This window comes from Sphingopyxis sp. YF1 (assembly GCF_022701295.1).
GTDB lineage: Bacteria > Pseudomonadota > Alphaproteobacteria > Sphingomonadales > Sphingomonadaceae > Sphingopyxis.
In genome coordinates, this window is the sequence record NZ_CP033204.1 from 3,562,501 (window position 1) to 3,584,178 (window position 21,678).

Consider the following 21,678-nt stretch of genomic DNA (forward strand, 5'->3'; position numbering starts at 1 on the left):
ATCGGAAGCTGGCGGACGGCTGCGGGCGCGATCATCGAAAAACTGCCATTCAACTCCGCTATCTTATACGTCAGCCCTATACGTCAGCGCACGCCGCAAACCGGCTGAGGATGATTGACGGTTCGAACCCGTTCCTCACGCCGATATCGCGATGCCGTTCCATGCGGGTTTGCCTCCGAGCGGAGCGAGATGCTCCCCATGGCTACGCCCGATGCCTGCTGAACCGGTGTAGCCCCCTCGCGGTTCACCGGCCGAGATAGCCGGGGTGACAGGAAGAAGTCGGGGTACCCGAAGGCAAAGCCGGGAGAGGCCGCAAGCTTGTGCGGCCGCTCCTTCGCCCTCGTATTGCGAATTCCATGCGGGCCCACACCGTTGAGGATCTCAAATATGGGGAGCGGGGAAAAGGCCCCCGAACAAGACCCCAATCATTCAAAATCAGGGGCAATCAGAAGCGATCGCCGACAACCGGCGAACCGCCAAAACCAGCAGAAAACATGAGTTCTTCAATTGTTCGTGACCAGGCACGGACAGAATCTGGAGGCCCGAGCCGGAATCGAACCGGCGTGCACGGATTTGCAGTCCGCTGCGTCACCACTCCGCCATCGGGCCTCATGCCGATCGGCCATCCAGGGGATGCGCCGGGTGGGGCCTGCGCTAGTGATGGGCTTTCCCTGCCTTGTCAAGGATTCGCCGTTGCAGGGCTTGGCGGCGCGCGGCCGGACCGCTATGCGCGGCGCAGCGGGCATCCCGGCTGTATTACTATTGCAATACAGCCTCGCTTGGGCTAGGGCTGTCCGCAACGGGTTTCACTCCAGGAATCGGACTTGCGCGGATGGCGACCAAATTGAACGAGGTGAGTGCCGCGGAGATGCGCGCTGCGATGATCGACAGCCAGCTCCGCACCAACGATGTGATCGACCCCGCCGTCATCGGTGCGATGGGCGCGATCGCGCGCGAGGCGTATGTACCGCCCGCCTTTACGGGCGTCGCCTATATGGACCGTGCCGTCCCGCTCGGGAACGGCCGCACGCTGAACGCACCGCTGGTTACCGGCCGCCTGCTCGTCGCGGCGATGCTGCGCCCGGGCATGCGCGTGCTGCTGATCGGCGCCGCGACCGGCTACACCGCCGCATGCCTCGCGCAGCTCGGCGTCCAGATCCATGCCGTCGAAGAGGAAACCGGCCTCCTCCAAATGGCGAAGGCCGCAACCGCATCGGGCGCGATCGACTGGATCGAAGGTCCGCTCGCCGCGGGCGCGCCCGGCAAGGCGCCGTTCGACCGCATCATCATCGACGGCGCGATCGACGCGCTGCCGCAGGCACTCGCCGACCAGCTCGCCGACGGCGGCCGTATCGTCGCGGCGACGCGCGACGGCGCGGTCACGCGGCTTGTCCAGGGTGTCAAGACCGGCACCACCGTCGCGCTGCGCAGCTTCGCCGACATGGACGTCGCGCCGCTCCCCGGCTTTGCGGCAGCCAAGGGCTTCCGCTTCTAGGGTTTCCGATTCGAAGCGCCCCTCCCCCTCGTTCCAGGCGACCATGACGATGCACGATATCACGACGAAAACGCTCCGTGCCCGCTGGCTCGCCGGACTCGCGCTCGGCACGCTCGCGCTGACGTCGGGGGTGCAGGCCGAAACGCTGCAGGGGGCGCTGTCCAAGGCCTATGAGAACAACCCGACGCTGACCGCGGCGCGCGCCGGCCAGCGCGCGAACGACGAGAATGTGCCGATCCAGCGCGCCGGCGGCCTGCCGAACGCGGGCGCCAGTGTCGACTATCAGGAAAGTCTCGTCATCCCCACCAACGAGCTTTTCTCGCCCAAGCGCTCGCTCGCCATCGGCGGCCAGGTCGAAGTTCCCATCTATCAGGGCGGCGCGGTCAAGAATGCGGTGAAAGCAGCCAAATATCGCGTCGAAGCGGGCCAGGCTGACCTCCGCGCGACCGAGGCGAGCATCTTTGCCCAGACCGTCGGCGCCTATATGGATGTGATCCGCGATCAGGCGATCGTGCAGCTTAACCAGAAGAATGTCGCGGTGCTGCGCACCAATTTGCAGGCGACGAGCGATCGCTTCGAGATCGGCGACCTCACGCGCACCGACGTCGCCCAGTCGGAGGCCCGGCTCGCGCTCGCCGAGGGTGACCTGCGCACCGCCGAATCGAATCTGATTGCCAGCCGTGAATCCTATATCCGCCTCGTTGGCGACGCGCCGGTCGACCTCGAGCAGCCTCCACAGCTGCCGAACCTGCCAACGACCGCCGAGGAAGCCGTCGCGATCGCGCTCACCAACAATCCCGACATCGAGGCCGCGAACCAGCTCATCAACGCGAATCGCTCGGACATCGGCGTCGCGCGCGCCAGCCGGATGCCCAAGCTGTCGGCGACCCTCGGCAGCCGCTACGACAATTTCCTGAACTCCATTCCGCCCGGAAACCCGAGCATCCGGAACACGACCACCCGGGCAACCACGGGCCTGTCGCTGACGGTCCCGATCTTCCAGGGCGGCCGCCCCGCGGCGCAGGTGCGTCAGGCGCAGTCGCGGACGAGTCAGGCAATCGAGAATTATGTCGAGGTCGAACGCGGCGTCATCGCGCAGACGCGCGGCGCCTATGCCGCCTGGCAGGCGAACGAACGCATCATCACCGCGACCCAGCAGGCCGTCGGCGCCAACGCGCTCTCGCTCGAGGGGGTGCGCGCCGAGAACAGCGTCGGCACGCGCTCGATCCTCGAAATATTGAACGCTGAGCAGGAATATCTGAACACCCAGGTCCAGCTCGTCTCGGCGCGCCGCAATTCCTATGTCGCCGCCTTCTCGCTGCTCGCGGCGATGGGCAAGGCCGAAGCGCGCGACCTCGGCATCGAGGGGGGGGGCGCTCTACGACCCCGGCGTCAACTACCAGCGCGTGCGCGGCAAGGTGTTCGACTGGGACGACGATCCCCGGCCGCAGCAGGTCGCGACCGATACACGCTCCGTCCCGGCGGCCGACGCCGGGGTGCCCGCTGCCGACCCGCTGCCCAAACAATAAGGCTTGGCAAGCCTTGCCCCGCGCCGGTAAGAAGATGGTTAACCGTCCGTCTTTCCGGGCGGACCGTAGGGGGCCGTAATGGGCGACATGTCGCGTGAACCTTCGATGGAAGACATTTTGTCGTCGATTCGGCGCGTGATCGCACGCGACGACGCCCCCGGCGGCCGCGAAGCCCGCGTGGCCGCGATGCCCGAGGACGTGCTCGAACTCCATGACGAGGAAGCCGACGAAAGCGACGCCGCGCCCGGCCCCGCCGAGGAACTGGTCTCGGCGGCAAGCGCCGACGCGGCGCGCCAGTCGCTCGATGCGCTGACCGCCGCGGTCGCCCCCGCCGCGAACACCGCACCCGCCGGCCCGTCCGCCGCGGGCCGCACGATGGAGGACGTCGTGCTCGACGCGCTGCGCCCGATGCTCAAGGACTGGCTCGACACCAACCTGCCCCCGCTCGTCGAGGCGATGGTCGCCAAGGAAATCAGCCGGATTACCGGCCGCCGGCTCTAAGCCCGCACGATTGCCGTACAGGAGCAGTCCCGGCTCGGCCCGCGGACCGCTATGGGGTGATAAACCGCCACGGCCTTCTGTCGTCGTCGCGCATTGGCTCCGGTCGGCGCAAGGACCGCGCGGCCTTTCCAAAGGTCAGTAAAGTTCAGCCCTGCGCGCTTCCCCGATTTAGGCCTCGTGCCGGGCTGGACGCTCCCGGCACGGCGCGCCGTGGTCGTATCGGCAAGCCGGGCAGCGACCGCTTTTATCCGCCCAACATGAGCGCCGGACGAAGGCGGGCACAGCCGGACAATCTAGGAAAGGCCTATTTGAAGGCGCTGACCGTTTTGGGGTGGTGAGCGGCTATCTCCCGTTTTCCACCCATAGAATAACGCGGTGCCAGACGGGCACGATAGCGGAGAGCGCGATCATGACGACCGCGGGAATCCAGATGAGTACCGAATAGCTATAGAGATTGAACCACAGTCCTGGATCTTCGCGGTCGGCAGGCTCGATGATCGGAAACGCAACGATCCTGATGACCGATATTAGAAGCAAGGCAACGCCCCACTTCAACAAGCGCGAAGGCTTCAACATTCCGCCAGTTTACCAAGAAGCTGAACGTCCGCAACCGGTCGTCACCTGCCGCCCGCGATTAGAACGTCCTGCCTATCCCGCCCAATCTTCCAGCAAGTATCGCGCGATTGCCAGCGGCGGCGGCGCCACGAAGCTGGCGCCCATATCGCCCGCCAGCGCCGCGCGCACCTCGGCGCGGTCGACCCACATCGCCGCCTCGATCTCGGTCGTGTCGAGCGTCAGCGCCGACCCGGCCGCCACCGCGCGGCAGCCGATCATCAGCGACGACGGGAAAGGCCAGGGCTGGCTGGCGACGTAGGACACGTCGGAGACATGGATGCCCGCTTCCTCGAACAATTCGCGCGCGACCGCTTCCTCGAGCGATTCGCCGGGTTCGACGAAACCGGCGAGCGCCGAGAAGAAACCCGGCGGGAAGCCCGGCTGGCGCCCGACGAGGACGCGATCCTCATATTCGGCGAGCATGATCACCACCGGGTCGACGCGCGGGAAATGCTCGGCGCCGCACGCGCCGCATTTGCGCCCCCAGCCGCCGCGAAACAGGTCGGTCGCGGCGCCGCACACGGCGCAGAAACGGTGCCGCGCGTGCCAGTCCACGAGGCTGCGCGCACCGCCGTAGAGCGCCGCCTCCTCGGTCGATAGCAACGGCAGCAACCGCATCACCGTGCGCGAGCGCGCGTCGACGCGCGCACCGGCCTCCGCCTCGCGCACGAAGCGCGGCGCGCCGGCATCGTCGATGCCCAGCAGCATCAGCGCGCGATCGTCGCGCGCGTCGAGCGGCTCCCAGAGCAGCCCGCCGCGCTCGCCCGGAACAAAATCGATCCCGTCGAGCGCGAGGCACGTCGCGCGCGGATCGGCCGCGGCCGCGGCAAAGGCGGCGGCGTCGGTGCGAATCTGGTCGGCGCGGTCGAGCCGCGCCCCGGTGAACCCGAGCGGTAGCGGCATCAGCGCATCACATCCTGAAAGACGGTCTCGCCGAACTTGCCCTGAAAACTCACCGTCTCGGGCGGCATGATCTGCGTATAGCCCCCGACGCGATAGCCGAGCCCGCGATGGACGAAGCCGATCGTCCCCGCCGCGCCGGCCCAGCCGAAAATGCCTTCGCCCCCCGGCGAGGTCGGCAGCGACACGCGCCCCCCGGCCCCGAAGCCCTGTCCGTCGATGAAACTGCCCTTGCGGTCGACGCTGTGGTCGATCAGGTTCGACATCGCGAGCCGCGCGGTCTCGGTCTTCATCACGCGCACGCCGTTCGTTTCGCCCTCGCCGAGCAGCATCGCGAGGAAGCGGTCGTAATCGCGCGCGCTCGACACCAGCCCGCCACCGCCGAAGGGATAGGGCGGCTGGTCGAGATAGATCGAACTGGTCGCCGGATCGAAGGGGATCAGCGCGCCGCCGAAGGCCGCATAATTGCTGGTGAAGCGCGCGACATCCTTCGCCGCGACCGAAAAGCCCGTGCTCGCCATGCCGAGCGGATCGAACAGCCGCGCTTTCAGAAAGGCGTCGAAGCTCTGCCCCGACGCGACCTCGATCACGCGCCCGAGCAGGTCGAGACTGATCGAATAGCTCCACTTCGTCCCGGGTTCGTAGACCAGCGGTAGCGCCGCAAGCCGGTCGGCCATCGCCGCCAGGCTCGGCGCCGGCGTGACCGGGGCCAATCCGGGAATCGGCAGACGGCTCGCCCGCCCGCCGACGATGCCCGCATCGTCATAGGCCTTTTTGATCGGCCCCTTCTGGATGATATTATAGCCGAGCCCCGCGGTGTGCGTCAGGAGCTGGCGCACCGTGATCGGTCCCTTCGCCGGCCGCACGTCGGTGATCGACCCATCGGGCGTATTCTGGACCTTCATGTTCGCAAAGGCGGGCAGGAAATCGGCGATCGGCTGGTCGAGCTTCATCCTGCCGTCCTCGATCAGCAGCATCGCTGCGATACCGGTGACGGGCTTGGTCATCGAATAGAGCCGCCAGAGCGTGTCGGGGCCGACGGGCACGCCGTCGCTCAGCGACTGCACCCCGGCGCCGAAGAAGCTGGCCTCGGCCTGTCCCTTGCCGATCGCGGCGAGCGTGCCCGCGAGCTCGCGGCGGTCGACGAAGCCCCGGATGAACGCGCTGGTTGCCGGATAGAGTGCGGTGCTATCGGCCTTCCACGCCCACGCCGCCTGCGGCAGCAGCGCGGCGCCGCCGCCGAGCGCCAGCCCGCCGAGCAGGGCGCGGCGCGTCACCATCATGTTCATTCGTCTCTCTCCCGCATCTTGTCGGCCAGCTTGCGATAGAGCGTCGGCAACCCCGCCGCGTCAAGGTTCGATATCGGCCACCATTCGCCTTCCGCTGCGGCATCCCCGACTTCGGAAGAGCCTTCGGGGGAGCCCTCGGGCGGGGGGTCGCGGCGAACGAGCGTCAGCGTCAGGTCGAAGTGGGTGAAGCCGTGATCGACCGACACCAGCCCCGATTCGCGCGGACGCGCATCGCTCCATTCGCTTCCCGGCAGCGCCCGCATCCCGCCCAGCATACCCTTGTCGGGACGCCGGACGAGCCACAGCCGCCCCGCCTGTTCGATCCACCAGGCGGTGCCGTGGCGGTGCGGTTTCGCCTTCCTGGGCGGCTTGACCGGCAGCCGTTCGATGTCGGCGCGTCCGCGCGCGCAGCAATCGGCCATCAGCGGACAGATGCCGCACGCGGGGCTGCGCGGGGTGCAGATGGTGGCGCCGAGGTCCATCAGGCCTTGCGCGAAATCGCCCGGCCGGTCCGCCGGGACCAGCGGCGCCAGCGCTGCCTTGATCGCCTTCTTCGCAGCGGGCAGCGGCGTCTCGATCAACCGGTGGCGGGCGATCACCCGCTCGATATTGGCATCGACCACGACCGCCGGCCGGCCGAAAGCGATCGCGGCGACCGCCGCAGCGGTATAGTCGCCGACCCCCGGCAGCCCGCGGAGCGCCGCCTCGCTGTCCGGGAAGCTCCCGTCCAGATCGAGCGCCACCGCCCGCGCGCAGGCGAGCAGATTGCGCGCGCGCGCGTAATAGCCGAGCCCCGCCCACGCCGCCATCACGTCGGCATCGGCGGCGGCGGCAAGGTCGGCGACCGTCGGCCAGCGCGTAGTGAATTTCTCGAAATAGCCCGCGACCGCCGCAACCGTCGTCTGCTGCAGCATCACCTCGGCCATCCACACGCGATAGGGGTCCGGCACCGCATCGCTGCCCGGCGGCACGCGCCAGGGCAGCGCACGCGCGGCGCGGTCGTACCAGGCCAGCAGCCGCGCCGCGAAGCCGTCGTCATGTTCGGGATGGTGGACGCTCACCCCCCGCCTATGGCATGGCGCCGGGGATGACGAAAGAGACGGGGCAGGACGGCGACAAGCCCAAGGCGAAACGCAAGGCGAAATCCGCCAAGCCGCCCGCGCGCCCCTATGAACGGCCGCGCGGCGGCGAGGCGCGCGCCATCTCCGACCTCGTTCCCGAAATCGGCCGCACCGCTTTCCGCAAATTCGGTTTCATCCAGTCGTCGGTGGTCAGCCGCTGGCGCGAGATCGTCGGCGACCGCCTTGCCGACGTCACCCAGCCGGCAATGATCCGCTTTCCCGCCGGGCAAAAGGCGGGCGGCACGCTGCACCTGACGATCAGCGGCGCGCACGCCCCGATGCTCCAGCATGTCGCGCCCGACATCATCGCCGCGGTCAATCGCTTCTTCGGCTATGCCGCGATCGCGCAGGTGCGCATGACGCACGGCCAGGTCACCCCCGCCGCGCCCGTTCAGCCGCCAGCAATGCTCAAGCCCGTACCCGCCGAACTGGGGGACAGTTTGCGCGACATTGGCGACCCCGAGCTTCGGACCGTCCTCGAACGGATGGCCGCCGGGCTCGCGACGCCGCCCAAGCTCCCCCGCATCAGTTGAGGATATCGATGGTCGCATATTCTTTCCGAACCGCTTTCGCGCGCCGCGCCGCACTCGGCGCTCTCGGCTCGGCCGCGCTGCTGCTGTGCACCGCGGCGGCCCCCGCCAAGCCGGCGGCGGCGCCGCGCTGGTCGAGCACCGTGTCGACGACCGCGATCGGCGCCTACAGCGTCGGCAACCCCGATGCGAAGGTCAAGCTGATCGAATATTTCAGCTACACCTGCCATGTCTGCGGCGACTTCGCCAAGGCCGCGGCGGTGCCGCTCAAGACGCTCTATGTCGACAAGGGCCTCGTCCAGGTCGAATATCGCAACCTCGTGCGCGATCCGGTCGACATGACGGCGGCGCTCCTCGCGCGCTGCGGCGGGGGCAAGGCGTTCGGCGGCAACCATCAGGCGATCTTCGCCGCACAGCCCGCGATCCTCGCCCGGATCACCAAGGCGACCGACGCGCAGAAGGCGAGCTGGTTCGAGGGATCGACGGGCGAACGCGCGCGCAAGATCGCCGCCGATACCGGCCTCACCGCGCTGATGACCGCGCGCGGTTACACCGCGGCGCAGCAGAACGCCTGCCTCGACGATGGCGTCGCGCAGGCCGAACTGACCGGCATGTCCAACATCGGCCGCAACGCCGACCGCGTCACCGGCACGCCGAGCTTCTTCATCAACGGCCGCAATGCCGAAGTCACCGCCTGGCCCGCGATCAAATCGAAACTCGACCTCGCGCTCAAGGCCTCCTAATCAAGGCCCCCGAAAGCCCGCCATTCCCCGATCCGTGGAGAGACAAGACATGACCCTGCTGCGTACCGCCCTTCTGACCTCGCTGGGCGCTCTCGCCCTCGCCGCCTGCGGCGACAGCAAGACCGATCCCGCCAAGGAACAGTCGGTGATCGCCAAGGTCGCCGCGCCCGCGGGCAAGAGCTGGTCGCAGACCGTCGCCGTCACCCCCGAGGGCGGCTATCTGATGGGCAACCCCGATGCTCCGATCAAGGTCGTCGAATTCGCGTCGCTGACCTGCTCGCACTGCGCCGATTTCTCGAACGCCAGCCACGAGGAACTCAAGCGCGACTTCGTCGACACCGGTCGCGTCAGCTTCGAACTGCGCAACTATGTTCGCGACGCGATCGACGCGACCGCCGCCGCGGTCATCCGCTGCGCCCCCGCCGAACGCTATTTCCCGCTGATGGAAAACACGATGGCGGCGCAGGCCGAGATCTTCAAGAACGCCCAGGCGAACGAACAGGGCTATGCCGCCGCGATGGCGCTGCCGCCCGCGCAGCGCTTTCCTGCGCTCGCCAAGGCGACCCAGCTCGACACCTTCTTCCAGTCGCGCGGCATGACCGCCGAACAGATCAACGCCTGCCTTTCGGACGTTTCGAACATCGAAAAGCTCGAAAAGGGCGTCAATGCCGCGAACGAGCAATATACGATCCCCGGTACCCCGGCCTTCATCCTCAACGGCCAGCTGGCCGAGGGCGTCGGCACGTGGCCCGATCTGCGCGACCGCCTGCGCACGATGGGCGCACGCTGATCAAAACTCGCCCCTCCCTCTCGGGGGAAGGGCGAAGCCGCGCCGCACGCCGTTCCCCGCCCCCTTGCGACTCCCCCGCGCACGCGGCATGACGGCGTTCCAGGGGGATATGTGACAGCCAGGTTGCACCAGCTCCGATTCGCCCGACTGCACGGAGCCGCTTCGTGCAGATAAAGCGCCTGCGCCTTACCGGCTTCAAAAGCTTCGTCGAACCTACCGAATTGCGCATCGAACCCGGGCTGACGGGGGTCGTCGGCCCCAACGGCTGCGGCAAGTCGAACCTGCTCGAGGCGATTCGCTGGGTGATGGGCGAATCCTCCCCCAAGTCGATGCGCGGCGGCGGGATGGAGGATGTCATCTTCGCGGGCACGACGTCGCGCCCGCCACGCGACTTCGCCGAAGTCGCGCTGCACTGCGACACCGAAGGCGCGCTCGTCGCCGGCCTCTCCGATTCGAGCGACGGCGACGATCTGGAAGTCATCCGGCGTATCGAACGCGGTGCAGGGAGCGCCTATCGCGCCAACGGCCGCGACGTGCGCGCCAAGGACGTCGCGCTGATCTTCGCCGATGCCGCGACCGGCGCGCACAGCCCCGCGCTCGTCAGCCAGGGCAAGATCGCCAACGTCATCGCGGCGAAACCGACCGACCGCCGCGCGATGCTCGAGGAAGCCGCGGGTATCGCGGGCCTCCACGTGCGCCGCAAGGACGCCGAGCAGAAATTGCGCGCGACCGAGACCAACCTCGGCCGCCTGTCCGAAATCGTCGCCGACATGGAGGTGCGCGCCAATGCGCTGCGCCGGCAGGCGCGCGCGGCGGAGAAATACAAGAAGCTCAGCGACGACATCCGCATCGCCGAAGGGCGGCTGATCTATGCGCGCTGGCGCGACGCCGCCGCCGCCGCCGATCAGGCGCGCCGCGACGCCGACGCCGCCGAGGCGGCGGTCCGCGCCGCGCAGGACAAACTCGACACCGTTGCCAAGGCGCAGACCGAGGTCGCGACACGCGTCGCCGACGCCCGCGCCGCGGCGCAGACCCAGCGCGACGCGCTCGCCGACGTGACCGCAACGCAGGTTCGGCTGGCGGGCGAGGAGCGCGCGGCGCGCCAGCGGCTCGACGATCTTGCGGTCCAGCAGAAACGCATCGCCGACGATCGCGCGCACGAAGGCGAACTCGCGCGCGAGGCGCATGGCGCGCTCACCGAGCTCGATGCCGAGACCAAGGCGCTTGCGCAGCAGCTTGCCGCGCACGAAGCCGGCCAGGCGGCGCTGGTCGAAGCGAGCCAGGCGGCACAGACGCGTCTGCGCGATGCCGAAGTCGCGCTGGCGCAGGCGCGCGCGCAGGCCGCCAGCGAAGCCGCCGATCGCCGCATCGCACTCTCCGCGCGCGACGGCGCCGACGCCGCGGTGCGCCGCATCGCCGGCGAGGCCGCGCGCGTCGAGGCCGAGGTTGCCGCCCTCGGCGACAGCGCCGAACTCGCGCAGCGCCAGGCCGACGCGGCCAGCGCGGCAACCGACGCCGAAACGGCGATCGGCGCCGCCGAGGCGGCACTGCACGCGGCCGAGGCGGACCGCGAAGCCGCTGCCGGCGCGCTTGCCGGGATCGACGCCGCCCTCGCCGAAGCGCGCGCGGCCTTCGCCGCGCTCGAAAGCGAGGCGGCGACGCTCGCCCGCGCGCTCGCCGCCGCGAAATCGGACGCCAACCCGATCCTCGACCAGCTCCGCGCCGCGCCCGGCTTTGAAGCCGCGCTTGCCGCGGCCCTCGGCGACGATCTCGATGCGGGCACCGACGCAGACGCCGCCCGCAGCTGGCGCGGCGCCGAGCGGGCCAGGGGTGATCCACCGCTGCCCGCCGGCACCAGCGCGCTCGCCGACGTCGTCACCGCGCCCGCCGCACTCGCGCGGCGCCTGATGCAGGTCGCCGTCGCCGATCACGATGACGGCCAGCCGCTCGCGGTCGGCCAGCGCCTCGTGACGCGCGACGGGGTGATGCGCCGCTGGGACGGCTTTGTCGCGCGCGGCGACGGCGCCACCGCAACCGAACGGCTGACCCGCCAGAACCGCCTCGACGAACTCGCCGCGCAGCGGCCGCAGGTCGAACTCGGCATGGTCGAACTCGGCGACCGCCGCGCCGTCGCCGCGGCCGCACTGGCCGCCGCAACCGACGCGGTGTCGGCGGCACGGCGCGCGCTGTCCGATGCCGACGAGCGCCGCCGCACCATGCTGCGCGCCGCTGACCAGGCACAGGCCGCGCTCGATCGCCATCGCGACGCCGCGAGCCTGTTCGACCGGCGCCGCGCCGAACTCGCCGACGACCGCGCCGACGCCGACAAGGAACTTGCCGCACGCGAAGCCGCGCTCGCCGCGCTGCCCGATGATGCGATCGCACGCGCCGCGCTCGATGCGCAGGATCAGACGGCCGAACGCGCGCGCGCCGATGCCGGAGCCGCGCGCGATGCGCTCGCGGCACACGAGCGCGCCCTTGCCGCGCTGAGCGAGCGCCAGGCGGTCGTGGCCGCCGAGATCAAGAGCTGGAAGGCGCGCGCAGGCGAGGCGGCGCGCCGCGTGACCGAAATGGAAAAGCGCGCCGAAGCGCTTGCCGCCGAAGCCGCCAAGCTCGCCGACCTTCCCGACAGGCTGGGCCGGCAGCGCAGCGAAGCCGAGGAGAAGCAGGCAAGCCTGCGCACGAGCGTCGCCGAGGCCGAAACGCACGAGCGCGAGGCCGAGGCGGCGCTGCGCGAAGCCGAGGCGGCGCTCGGCACGATCCGCGAAACCCTCGCGAGCGCGCGCGAGACCCGTGCCGGCGCGGTCGCGCGCTCTGAAAATGCCGAACTCCGCCGTATCGAGATGGGCCGCCTGTCGGGCGAGCGGTTCGAATGCCCGCCGCCCCTGCTGCCCCAAAAGGCGGGGTTTGAAAGCGCGAATGTCGGCGAGGTCAGCGCCGAATCGGCGCAGCACGACCGGCTGATCGCCGAGCGCGAACGGCTCGGCCCGGTCAACCTCGTCGCCGCCGACGAGCTCGCCGAACTCGATGTCGAACGCGAGAAGAACGCCGCCGAGATCGAGGAGCTGCAACAGGCGGTGAACCGTCTGCGCGGCTCGATCGGCAATTTGAACCGCGAAGGCCGCGCCCGCCTGCTCGCCGCCTTCGAGACGGTGAACACCCATTTCCAGCGCCTCTTCACCACGCTGTTCAACGGCGGCCAGGCGCATCTCGAACTCGTCGATTCGGACGACCCGCTCGAAGCCGGGCTGGAGATCATGGCGCAGCCCCCGGGCAAGCGGCTCGGCACCCTGACGCTGTTGTCGGGCGGCGAGCAGGCGCTGACCGCGGTCGCGCTGATCTTTGGCCTGTTCCTCACCAACCCCGCGCCGATCTGCGTCCTCGACGAGGTCGACGCGCCGCTCGACGATGCCAATATCGAGCGTTTCTGCGATCTGCTCGACCGGATGAGCCGCGAGACGAACACGCGGTATCTGATCGTCACCCACAATGCGGTGACGATGGCGCGCATGCACCGCCTGTTCGGGGTGACGATGATCGAAAAGGGCGTCAGCCGCCTCGTCTCGGTCGACCTCGGCGGGGCCGAGGAACTGCTCGCGGCGGAATAGCCCCGAAACGCGGTTCGGCCACGCGCGTGTCCTAGGGCGCGTTGCCCACCACCAGCATCGCCGCAAAGATGAGCAGCCCGGCAAAGCGATTGCTGCGGAACTTGGTGAGCGCATCAGCATCGTTCGCCGGGTCGAGCGTCACCACCTGTCCCGTCAGGTGCAGCGCGGCGGGGATCAGCGCGACGAACACCAGCGGATCGGGCCGCACGTTCCACAGCGCGCCCGCCCAGCAACCGAGCGCCACCGCATAGCAGAGGCCGACGCCCGCCTTGACGTGACGGCCCATCGCGCGCGCGCTCGATTTCACCCCGACCAGCGCGTCGTCCTCGATATCCTGCAGGGCATAGATGGTGTCGTAGCCTATCACCCACGCGATGCAGCCGGCATAGAGCAAGGGCAGCGCCGCCCCCGGCTCGGGTCCGACCGCCGCCCAGCCGACGAGCGCGCCCCAGCTGAAGACCAGCCCCAGCCACGCCTGCGGCCACCAGGTGATGCGCTTCATGAAGGGATAGGCGGCGACCAGCGCAAGGCTGAGCAGCGCGATCAGCTGCGCGCGCAGCGGCAACTGGATGAGGACGACCAGCCCGACGAGCGACAGCAGGATCGTCCACAGCCACGCGTTGCGCAGCGATACCGCCCCGCTCGCGACCGGTCGCGTCGCGGTACGCGCGACCCGGGCGTCGAGGTCGCGGTCGACGATGTCGTTATAGACGCAGCCCGCCCCGCGCATCGCGATCGCGCCGAGCAGCATCCACAGGAACAGCGGCCAGTGGCTGACCGCCCCGCCGGCGAGGGCGAGCGCCCAGGCGCAGGGCCAGTAGAGCAGCCACCAGCCGATCGGCCGGTCGAGGCGCGCGAGCAGCGCATAGGGTCGCGCTCCGGCGGGAAGCAGGGCGAGGAACCCCTGATGCTGGCTGTCGGGAGGATGGGTCGCGGTCATCGGCACGCGCGCCTTAGCAGCCGCAGCGCCCGCGATAAATGGCTGATTGGAGGTCGCGCATCCGCGCGCCGGTCAGGTGCAGCTCGCCTTGGTGCCGGGCCCGTAGACCTGCGTCATGTCGCGCGTCTCGCGCACGTTGAACGCCGCGGTCGAGCGGATCGTCCGCTTGCCCAGCCATTTGCCATAGAGCATCGGCTGATATTCATAGACGATCTCGACGAACATCACCGAGCTGCCCGCCGCCGCCTGCACCTCCTGGCCTTCCTTGCCCATGCCCGGGAAATCCTTGCCGGTCGCGCCGGTGCCCTCGACGCCATAGGCCGAGCTTTCCTTGAGGTCACCATAGCAGCGCTGCCAGTGGATCCATTGCCCGCCATCGCTGTTCCGCTCGAGGCTCGACAGGATGATCCGGCCATGCGCCTTGAAATCCATGTTACCGCCCTGCTTGTCGACCCCGGCAAGCACCTCGTTGATATCGGTCTCGCGGACCTGCGGCAGCGCGAGGCTGCTGCCCGCGGCGATGCGCGAGGCATTGTCGGCCGCGGCCAGTCCCATCTGGCTGACGCGCGTGTTCATCAGCGTGAGATTGGCGATCTCCAGCCCCGCGAAACCGATCAGCACGAGCAACGGAATGGCAAAGGCCATCTCGATCATCACCACCGCGCGGACGTCGCGCAAAAGGCGCCGCGCCACGCGGCGCGTGCGGCACAACAGGCGGATAGGGCGGCTCATGTGCACGGATCCGGGATCGAGTCGGTGCCCGTGGCATAGGGCTGGTTGCGCAGCACGGTCGACGAGCGAAGCGTCGTCTTCTCGTCCTGCCCCAGCATCCGCCACACCGGCAGGATGCGATCGAACTCCATCGACGCGGTATAGAGCACGACGTCGTCGGCGCCGCCGTTCCCGGTGCGGCCGCGGTCGGCCTCCCACGACCCGCTGCGATTGACGTCCTCGAAACATTCGCCGAGGTCGTATTTGCCGTTCTTGTTGGCGTCGGTGTAGCGTTCTTCCATGCCGACCTGGTCGAAACTGTCATAGGTCTTGCGCTCGAACTTGACCTCGGCGTCCTTGAACACGCGCTTCACCTGGTCGCGCACGAGCGTGTCGAGCGCGCTCTGGTTGCTCACATAAAGCTCGAGCGTCGAATCGCGACCCGCCTTGCTCACCGCGCCCTGCAGCACCTGCTGCGCGTACATCTGCCAGCAGAAGTCGAAGATCCCCATCAGGATGAGGAGGAAGACCGGCGCGGTGAGCGCGAACTCGACCAGCGCCACGCCGCGGGTGTCGCGGCGCAGGCGCCGCAGCAGGGCATGCCGGCGCGTCACTGCGACAGCCTCAGCTTCGAAATCTGCCGCGCGATCGCCTGGAAATTGTCGTTGAGTTCCTCGGAATCGTCCGATTCATACGCCTTGCCCGACGAGGCGCAGTTGTCGAGATAGGTGTTGGTCCCAACCCCGAAGGACACGACCCAGATAGTGATGCCCAGCCGCTGCGCGCGGCGGCACAGCTGGACGAAGCGGTTGTTGTGGCGCGCGACCGCATCATCGTTGCTCGTCGCACCGATACGCTTCATCACCTGCTCGACGCCCTGGTGCGACAGATTGTCGCGCGGCGCGGTCATGTCGCCGTCGGTCATGAACAGGATGTGGCGGCTGATCGGACGGTTGTTCGTCGCGGTCGCATTTTCGCTCTTGAACAACCCGGTCGGCGAGATCAGGCGCGCCCCCCACGCCATGCCGGCGTCGTGATAGGTATAGCCCTTGGGCTGCAGCGCGTTGATGTAGCGTTCGAAGTCGGCCCGGTCGGTCTTGCTGACCTTCTTGAGTTTCATCGCCGCGACCGGGCAGGCACCATAGTCGCTGCTCGACGAGCGCGCCGCGAAGCTCGAGCTGTTCGTCGTGCTCGTCGAATCGGTTGCCGACGAGCGGCCGAAAGACACTTCGGACAAGAACATCAGCCATTTGCTGCTGTCGTCATTGTCGTCGGGCACCATGTCGATGTCCATATCATAGGCTTCGTCGGGGGCGGTCGTCGTCGGCCCGAAGGGGGTCGTCGCACGTTCGACGATGCAACCGTTCCAGTTGACCGACACGTTGGCGCCATTGGTGCCGGTGTTGGTCACCAGCGGCGAGCCCGATTTCAGCCCGGTGACGTCGAACGAACGGTTCTGGTAGGTGTAATTCTGGAACGTCTGGATCGGCTGTTCGGTCACCGTTTCGGTGTAGGTGCGCGTGAAGGTCATCGTGCGCTGCTGCAATTTGCAGTTCTTGCCCGACGTGACGTAGCGATAGTTGTAATAGGTATATTTCTGGCTGGCATCATAGGTCGTGATGCGGTTGCCGTCGCCGTCGGTGAACTGCGCGGTCTGGTTGCGCGTCGGCGTGCCGCTCGTCGTCGGGGTCGTGTCGGGCGGCGGGGCCGAAGCGTTGGTACAGAAACTGGTATTGACGTTCGAACCATTGTTCCACGTCCCCGACGACGTGGTGCCGTCAGTATAGGTGTCGCTGACCTCGCTCGACGCATTGCCGAAGGTGATCTTGAAATTGGGCGTGCGCGACGGCAGCGTGACCTCGTCGGCCAGCCAGTCGGGGTCGGCATCGAGCAGGATCTGCCCGACATTGACCGTCGAGCTGTAGGGGACGACGCCGAAGCGCAGCTGGCCGTCGCCGATGTCGGCGTTGGTCAGCGTGTCGAAAAAGTCCATCGAGGCGCTGCGCAGGCCCGCGATCTTGGTGACCGTATCGGACCCGTTCGCGCGCGCCATCGACCCCGTCACGTCGAGCACGAGCATGACGTCGACGTTCGAGATTTCGAGCTTGGCGGTGCAGGTCACCGCGAGGTCGAACTCCCTGTTGCCGAAGATGTACATGAGCACGGTCGGCAGCGTCGCGCTCGCGGCGCCCGACACGTCGGCGGTACCCAGCGGCTGCGAGGTGAAACTGATGTCGGTGCTGCCATAGGTTTCGGTCGGAAAGTTGAAGGCGAACATCTTGTTCGCTTCGGCCCTTGCCGCGTCGGTATAGCCGCCCGCCGCCATCGCGCGGCGTCCCGCGAGCACGCCCGCGTCGCACGCCTGCTGCAGGCGGAGCTGCGCCATATAGGCGCGGCCGATATCGATCCCCGACCCGACGATCCCGATCACCGGGACGATCGCCGCGGCAGTCAGCATCATCGCGTTGCCGCGCTGGTCGCGCAGTAGCTTCCGGAAACCGTTCAGGATACGGCGAAAGGTCCCTCGCATGGTCACAACCCCTCTTCGACCGCCACATCGCCCCAACAGATACGTGGCTGGTATGCTGCACCTAGGATGGAACTGCTTACCAAATGGCTAATCGCGGGGCGGCGGGAGGGGCGACGGGGCGGGCTTCTGACCCGATTCGGGACGCAATCGTCGCGCGGCGGCGCGGGCTGTGCATTTTGTCGCACTCTGCTATCGCTTCGTCATGCCCGCCACCCCCGCCTGGCCACCCGCCAGCACCCCCCGCCTCTTCCTCGACACGCCGCTGGCGCCCGATGCCGCGCCGGTCGTCGACGGCCCCGCCGCACATTATCTGCTCAACGTCATGCGGATGAAGGCAGGCGATCCGCTGCTGCTCTTCGACGACCGCAGCGGCGAATGGCTCGCAACCATCGCCGACGCGGGCAAGCGCGCGCTGACGCTGCGTATCGAGCGCCACATGCGCGACCGCGAGAGCGTGCCCGACCTCTGGCTCTGCTTCGCGCCGGTGAAGAAAGCGCGGCTCGACTGGATCATCGAAAAGGCGACCGAGCTGGGCGTCGCGCGGCTCCAGCCGGTGATCACCGAACGCACGATCGTCGAGCGCGTCAAGCAGGAGCGCCTCCACGCGCAGATCGTCGAGGCGTGCGAACAATGCGGCCGCACCGCGCTTCCCACGCTGGCCGACCCGGTCAAATTGCCCGCGCTGCTCGCGGACTGGCCCGCCGACCGCGCGCTCCTCTTCGCCGACGAGGCGGGCGGCATGCCGCTCGCCGACCTCGACGCGCCGGCCCCCGCCGCGATCCTGACCGGCCCCGAGGGCGGCTTCACGCCGCGCGAGCGCGAAGCGCTGCTGGCGCACGCCGCGATGCGGCGCATGACGCTCGGGCCGCGCATCCTGCGCGCCGAAACCGCCGCGATCGCCGCGACCGGCATCTGGATGGCGCGCCACGGCGACTGGTCGCCCGCCGCCTGATGGCCCGGCCCGATGTCCCGAAAGCGCCTATTCGACGCGCGCGCGGAAACGGATCGTGAAACTCGGCTGACTCGTCGCGCTCGTCGCGTGGCTCATATTGCCCGACGGCGCGATCCGCAGCCCGGTCACCGCGGGATCGTAGCTCCCCGTGGGGGTGTAGCTATATGGCGCGCCACCGCCGGGCTGGTTCGAATAGCTCACATTGGCGCTGCCGAAGCTCAGCCCGCTGGTCGGCGATCCGTTGGCGAAACTCACCGACCCGACCTGGAATGCAACGCCGGGCGGCAGCGGGTCGGCAAGGATGATATTGTTCGCGCGGTTGCTGTTCGATCCCGTGCCGATGCTGGTGACGGTGATCGCATATTCGACGATCGCGCCGGGAATCAGCTTAGGATTGACGGCGCCGTTCACCGGATCGGACACCGGCGCCGAACTTTTGGCGATCGCCAGCTCGCCGCCCGTGGTGCGGACATTGGTGATCGTGCAGCTGACGATGTCGCCCATCTGGAGCGTGATCGTCCCCGGCGCGGCGCCGGGCAGCGTCGTCGTCGACCCGCTCCAGCCGTTGCTGCACGCCATCGTTGCATCGTAGCGGATGAGGTCGCTCGTCCCCGCCGCTGCCTCGTCGAGCGCATAGGCGGTGCTCGCCGCGAGTTGCACCAGCCCGGTATCGCCCCCCGTCACCGTCGTCCCGGTACCGCTGGTGGTCGATGTCGCCACGACCGTCGTGCCGTCGAGAATGCGCACCGCGAACTGGTCGCCCGCATAGCGCCGCCCGCCGCTGCCGAGCGCCTTGCGCAGCTGAAGGTGCGGATAGGCGATGTTGGTGAAGGTACAGGCGATCGCGTCGCCGAACTGGAGCGGGGGCAGGGCGTAGGAGGTTGTCTGCACCCCCGATGGCAGCATCGTTGATGACCCGGAATTGCCGTTGGTGCAGCTCAGCGTCGAGCGATAGCGCGACAGCGCGCTCGCGCTGCCCGTCGCCATCTCCTCGCTCAGCGTGACCGACAGGCTCGAAGCGAGGCTGACCGGCGCCGCGGCGAAGGGACCGTTGCCCGTCCCGCTCGTCACCCCCTGCGCGAGGTCGCTCGCCGATCCGGTCGTGCGGACGCGGAACAGGAACTGGTCGCTCGCATCGACGCGCGCACCGACGATCTGTTTCGACAGGCGGATCGACGCAAAGCGCACCGCGAACATCACCCCTTGCAGGCCGCCCGAGGTGACCTGCGCGGTCACCGTCGTCGGGCTGTTCGACCCGACGATATAGGCGCCCACCGTGCCCGTGGCGCCGGTGACGGTGAAGGTCGACGTGCCGACCCCCGATCGCGACGGATAGCTCGTCCCGCTCGTCGGCGGCACCTGATCGAGCAGCTGCCACGCGCCGCCGTTGGTCGAAAAGACGAGCGATTCGCCCTCGTTCGACGATTCAGCATCGGCGACGACGAAGCTGTAGACCGAAGAGGAAGCGCCCGCCGGCGGCGTCACCGCGATGCCGCTGATCGTGATCGTGCGCGTTCCGGCGGCGGTCGAATAGAGGACCGGGCGCCCGGGAATGCCGAGAAAGGCCGAATTGCCGACCGCCGCGCCGCTCCAAGAGGGTGCCGCGACCGCGCTGAACGCGCTTCCCGAGGTCGGCGTCACGCGCAGGTTGAAACTGAGCACCGACCCGTCGGTGAGCGTGAAGCTCATATTCTGCCCCGCCGCACTGCGCGCGGTCGTGTCGTTGTAGCCCGAGAGATTGAGCCAGCAATAGGTCTCCCACCCAGCAGGCGCGGTGCCTTGACCCGTCGCGGCCGCGCAGCTTTGCGCGTGCGCCGGCGCGGCGCCGAGCAGCATCGCGGCCGCCAGCAGCAGGCATGCCAGAATGGGGCGGAAAAGGCGCGCGCCAAGCCATGCGCACGCCGGCCAGTCCGCGTCCCGCCACCCACCGGTCCGCGGGACGGTCTGGTCCCTCGTCATGCGGTTCGAATGCCACGGAAAGGTTAATCCGTGGTCAACCGCGTTTCGCCCGATTGCATTTTTCGCGCGGCACCCTAATTCCCGGGCATGAGCACGCGGACGGTTTCAGATCAAAACGATCCCATCATCGAAAGCCGCGACCAGCTCGCGGTCCCCATGGCCAAGGGCGAGAAGCCCAAAGAACGCTGGCGCATCGGCACCGAGCACGAGAAATTCGTCTATCGCACCGCCGATCATCGCGCCCCCTCCTACGACGAGCCCGGCGGCATCCACGACCTCTTGATGGCGCTCACACGCTTCGGCTGGGAGCCGGTGATCGAGGGCGGCAAGGTCATCGCGCTCGCGGGCAGCGACGGCACCGTCAGCCTCGAACCCGCCGGCCAGCTCGAACTGTCGGGCGCGCCGCTCGAAAATCTGCACCAGACCTGCGCCGAGACCGGCCGTCACCTCAAACAGGTGAAAGAGGTCGGCGCCGAACTCGGGCTCGGCTTCCTCGGCCTCGGCATGTGGCCCGACAAGACCCGCGCCGAACTGCCCGTCATGCCCAAGGGCCGCTACAAGATCATGCTCGAACATATGCCGCGCGTCGGCAGCATGGGGCTCGACATGATGCTGCGCACCTGCACGATCCAGACCAACCTCGACTATGCGAGCGAGGCCGACATGGTGCAGAAATTTCGGGTCAGCCTCGCGCTGCAGCCGCTCGCGACCGCGCTCTTCGCTTCGTCTCCCTTCACCGAGGGCAAGCCCAACGGCTATATGTCGTACCGTAGCCACATCTGGACCGACACCGACCCCGCACGCACCGGCATGCTGCCCTTCGTGTTCGAAGACGGCTTCGGCTACGAGCGCTATGTCGACTATATGCTCGACGTGCCGATGTATTTCGTCTTCCGCGACGGCAAATATATCGACGCCGCGGGGCAGAGCTTCCGCGACTTCCTGAAGGGCGAACTCCCCGCGCTGCCCGGCGAACTCCCGCGCCTCTCCGACTGGAACGACCATCTCTCGACCGCCTTCCCCGAAGTGCGTTTGAAGAGCTTTCTCGAAATGCGCGGCGCCGACGGCGGCCCGTGGAACCGCATCTGCGCGCTGCCCGCCCTGTGGGTCGGACTGCTCTACGATCAGGGCGCGCTCGACGCCGCCTGGGATCTGGTCAAGGGCTGGAACATCGACGAGCAGCAGGCGCTGCGCGACGCGGTACCGAGCGAAGGCCTCGACGCGCCCGCGCCCGGCGGCGGCACCGTCGGCGAGCTTGCGCACCGCGTGCTCGACATCGCGGCGGCGGGCCTTGCCGCACGCGGCGAGGTCAATTCGATGGGCGACAGCGAGGTCGGCTTCCTCGAACCGCTCCGCCGCATCGCCAAGAACGGCAAATCGCCCGCGCACGACCTGCTCGACCGCTACGAGGGGCCGTGGGGCCACGACCTGTCGAAAATCTACGACGAGCTGAGCTTCTGACGCA

Annotated in this window: 17 protein-coding genes, 1 tRNA gene and 1 pseudogene; 9 read left to right on the forward strand and 10 right to left on the reverse strand. The window is 68.4% G+C overall.

Annotated features, from left to right (window positions below):
- Positions 1-535: 535 nt before the first annotated feature.
- Positions 536-609, reverse strand: a tRNA-Cys gene (locus EAO27_RS17200).
- 223 nt (positions 610-832) lie between these two features.
- On the opposite strand from EAO27_RS17200, the gene EAO27_RS17205 reads away from it, so the two are divergent.
- The 3 genes and pseudogenes from EAO27_RS17205 (at position 833) to EAO27_RS17215 (ending at position 3,525) form a co-directional block, all read left to right on the forward strand.
- Positions 833-1,495: a protein-L-isoaspartate O-methyltransferase gene (locus EAO27_RS17205; RefSeq protein WP_242772208.1), complete on the forward strand. Its 663-nt coding sequence runs from the start codon at positions 833-835 to the stop codon at positions 1,493-1,495.
- 49 nt (positions 1,496-1,544) lie between these two features.
- Positions 1,545-3,024: pseudogene (locus tag EAO27_RS17210) on the forward strand (TolC family outer membrane protein).
- A gap of 78 nt (positions 3,025-3,102) precedes the next feature.
- Positions 3,103-3,525 carry a DUF2497 domain-containing protein gene (locus EAO27_RS17215; RefSeq protein WP_242772211.1) on the forward strand — a complete coding sequence of 141 codons (423 nt, stop codon included), beginning with the start codon at positions 3,103-3,105 and terminating at the stop codon, positions 3,523-3,525.
- A 342-nt stretch (positions 3,526-3,867) separates the two neighbouring features.
- Here the strand turns inward: EAO27_RS17215 and EAO27_RS17220 are convergent, their stop codons facing one another.
- The 4 genes from EAO27_RS17220 to EAO27_RS17235 form a co-directional block, all read right to left on the reverse strand.
- Positions 3,868-4,101, reverse strand: a complete 234-nt coding sequence (locus tag EAO27_RS17220) for a hypothetical protein (protein ID WP_242772214.1) — start codon at positions 4,099-4,101, stop codon at positions 3,868-3,870.
- Between the two features lie 72 nt (positions 4,102-4,173).
- Complete coding sequence (gene nudC / locus EAO27_RS17225) at positions 4,174-5,043, reverse strand: NAD(+) diphosphatase (protein ID WP_242772216.1); 870 nt, start codon at positions 5,041-5,043, stop codon at positions 4,174-4,176.
- Entirely contained in the window at positions 5,043-6,329 is a 1,287-nt protein-coding gene (locus tag EAO27_RS17230; RefSeq protein WP_242772227.1) for a serine hydrolase domain-containing protein, read from the reverse strand. Before EAO27_RS17230 ends, nudC begins: the two co-directional genes overlap by 1 nt.
- Positions 6,326-7,390: an A/G-specific adenine glycosylase gene (locus tag EAO27_RS17235; protein ID WP_242772230.1), complete on the reverse strand. Its 1,065-nt coding sequence runs from the start codon at positions 7,388-7,390 to the stop codon at positions 6,326-6,328. Before EAO27_RS17235 ends, EAO27_RS17230 begins: the two co-directional genes overlap by 4 nt.
- A gap of 26 nt (positions 7,391-7,416) precedes the next feature.
- Here EAO27_RS17235 and EAO27_RS17240 point away from each other — a divergent pair, with 26 nt between their 5' ends.
- The 4 genes from EAO27_RS17240 (at position 7,417) to smc (ending at position 13,121) form a co-directional block, all read left to right on the forward strand.
- Positions 7,417-7,983, forward strand: coding sequence for a DciA family protein (locus tag EAO27_RS17240; protein ID WP_242772234.1), 567 nt, complete (start codon positions 7,417-7,419; stop codon positions 7,981-7,983).
- 8 nt (positions 7,984-7,991) lie between these two features.
- Positions 7,992-8,723 (forward strand): thioredoxin domain-containing protein, encoded by a 732-nt coding sequence (locus EAO27_RS17245; RefSeq protein WP_242772236.1) that lies wholly within the window; start codon positions 7,992-7,994, stop codon positions 8,721-8,723.
- A gap of 49 nt (positions 8,724-8,772) precedes the next feature.
- Complete coding sequence (locus EAO27_RS17250; protein ID WP_242772239.1) at positions 8,773-9,513, forward strand: thioredoxin domain-containing protein; 741 nt, start codon at positions 8,773-8,775, stop codon at positions 9,511-9,513.
- A gap of 164 nt (positions 9,514-9,677) precedes the next feature.
- Positions 9,678-13,121, forward strand: a complete 3,444-nt coding sequence (smc, locus tag EAO27_RS17255) for a chromosome segregation protein SMC (protein WP_242772242.1) — start codon at positions 9,678-9,680, stop codon at positions 13,119-13,121.
- 31 nt (positions 13,122-13,152) lie between these two features.
- On the opposite strand, the gene ubiA is transcribed toward smc, so the two are convergent.
- The 4 genes from ubiA to EAO27_RS17275 form a co-directional block, all read right to left on the reverse strand.
- Positions 13,153-14,061: a 4-hydroxybenzoate octaprenyltransferase gene (ubiA, locus tag EAO27_RS17260; protein WP_242772245.1), complete on the reverse strand. Its 909-nt coding sequence runs from the start codon at positions 14,059-14,061 to the stop codon at positions 13,153-13,155.
- A gap of 72 nt (positions 14,062-14,133) precedes the next feature.
- Positions 14,134-14,793: a hypothetical protein gene (locus EAO27_RS17265; protein ID WP_242772248.1), complete on the reverse strand. Its 660-nt coding sequence runs from the start codon at positions 14,791-14,793 to the stop codon at positions 14,134-14,136.
- Positions 14,790-15,386 (reverse strand): TadE family protein, encoded by a 597-nt coding sequence (locus EAO27_RS17270; RefSeq protein WP_242772251.1) that lies wholly within the window; start codon positions 15,384-15,386, stop codon positions 14,790-14,792. The genes EAO27_RS17265 and EAO27_RS17270 overlap by 4 nt, the downstream gene beginning before the upstream one ends.
- Complete coding sequence (locus EAO27_RS17275) at positions 15,383-17,302, reverse strand: pilus assembly protein (RefSeq protein WP_242772254.1); 1,920 nt, start codon at positions 17,300-17,302, stop codon at positions 15,383-15,385. The genes EAO27_RS17270 and EAO27_RS17275 overlap by 4 nt, the downstream gene beginning before the upstream one ends.
- Positions 17,303-17,504: 202 nt before the next feature.
- Here EAO27_RS17275 and EAO27_RS17280 point away from each other — a divergent pair, with 202 nt between their 5' ends.
- The gene (locus tag EAO27_RS17280; RefSeq protein WP_242772257.1) at positions 17,505-18,254 is read left to right on the forward strand and encodes a 16S rRNA (uracil(1498)-N(3))-methyltransferase; all 750 of its coding nucleotides are present in this window, start codon (positions 17,505-17,507) and stop codon (positions 18,252-18,254) included.
- 27 nt (positions 18,255-18,281) lie between these two features.
- On the opposite strand, the gene EAO27_RS17285 is transcribed toward EAO27_RS17280, so the two are convergent.
- A complete protein-coding gene (locus EAO27_RS17285) occupies positions 18,282-20,213 on the reverse strand; it encodes a CshA/CshB family fibrillar adhesin-related protein (protein WP_242772259.1) in 1,932 nt (643 codons plus the stop codon).
- A gap of 87 nt (positions 20,214-20,300) precedes the next feature.
- Here EAO27_RS17285 and EAO27_RS17290 point away from each other — a divergent pair, with 87 nt between their 5' ends.
- A complete protein-coding gene (locus tag EAO27_RS17290) occupies positions 20,301-21,674 on the forward strand; it encodes a glutamate--cysteine ligase (RefSeq protein ID WP_242772269.1) in 1,374 nt (457 codons plus the stop codon).
- Positions 21,675-21,678: the final 4 nt, after the last annotated feature.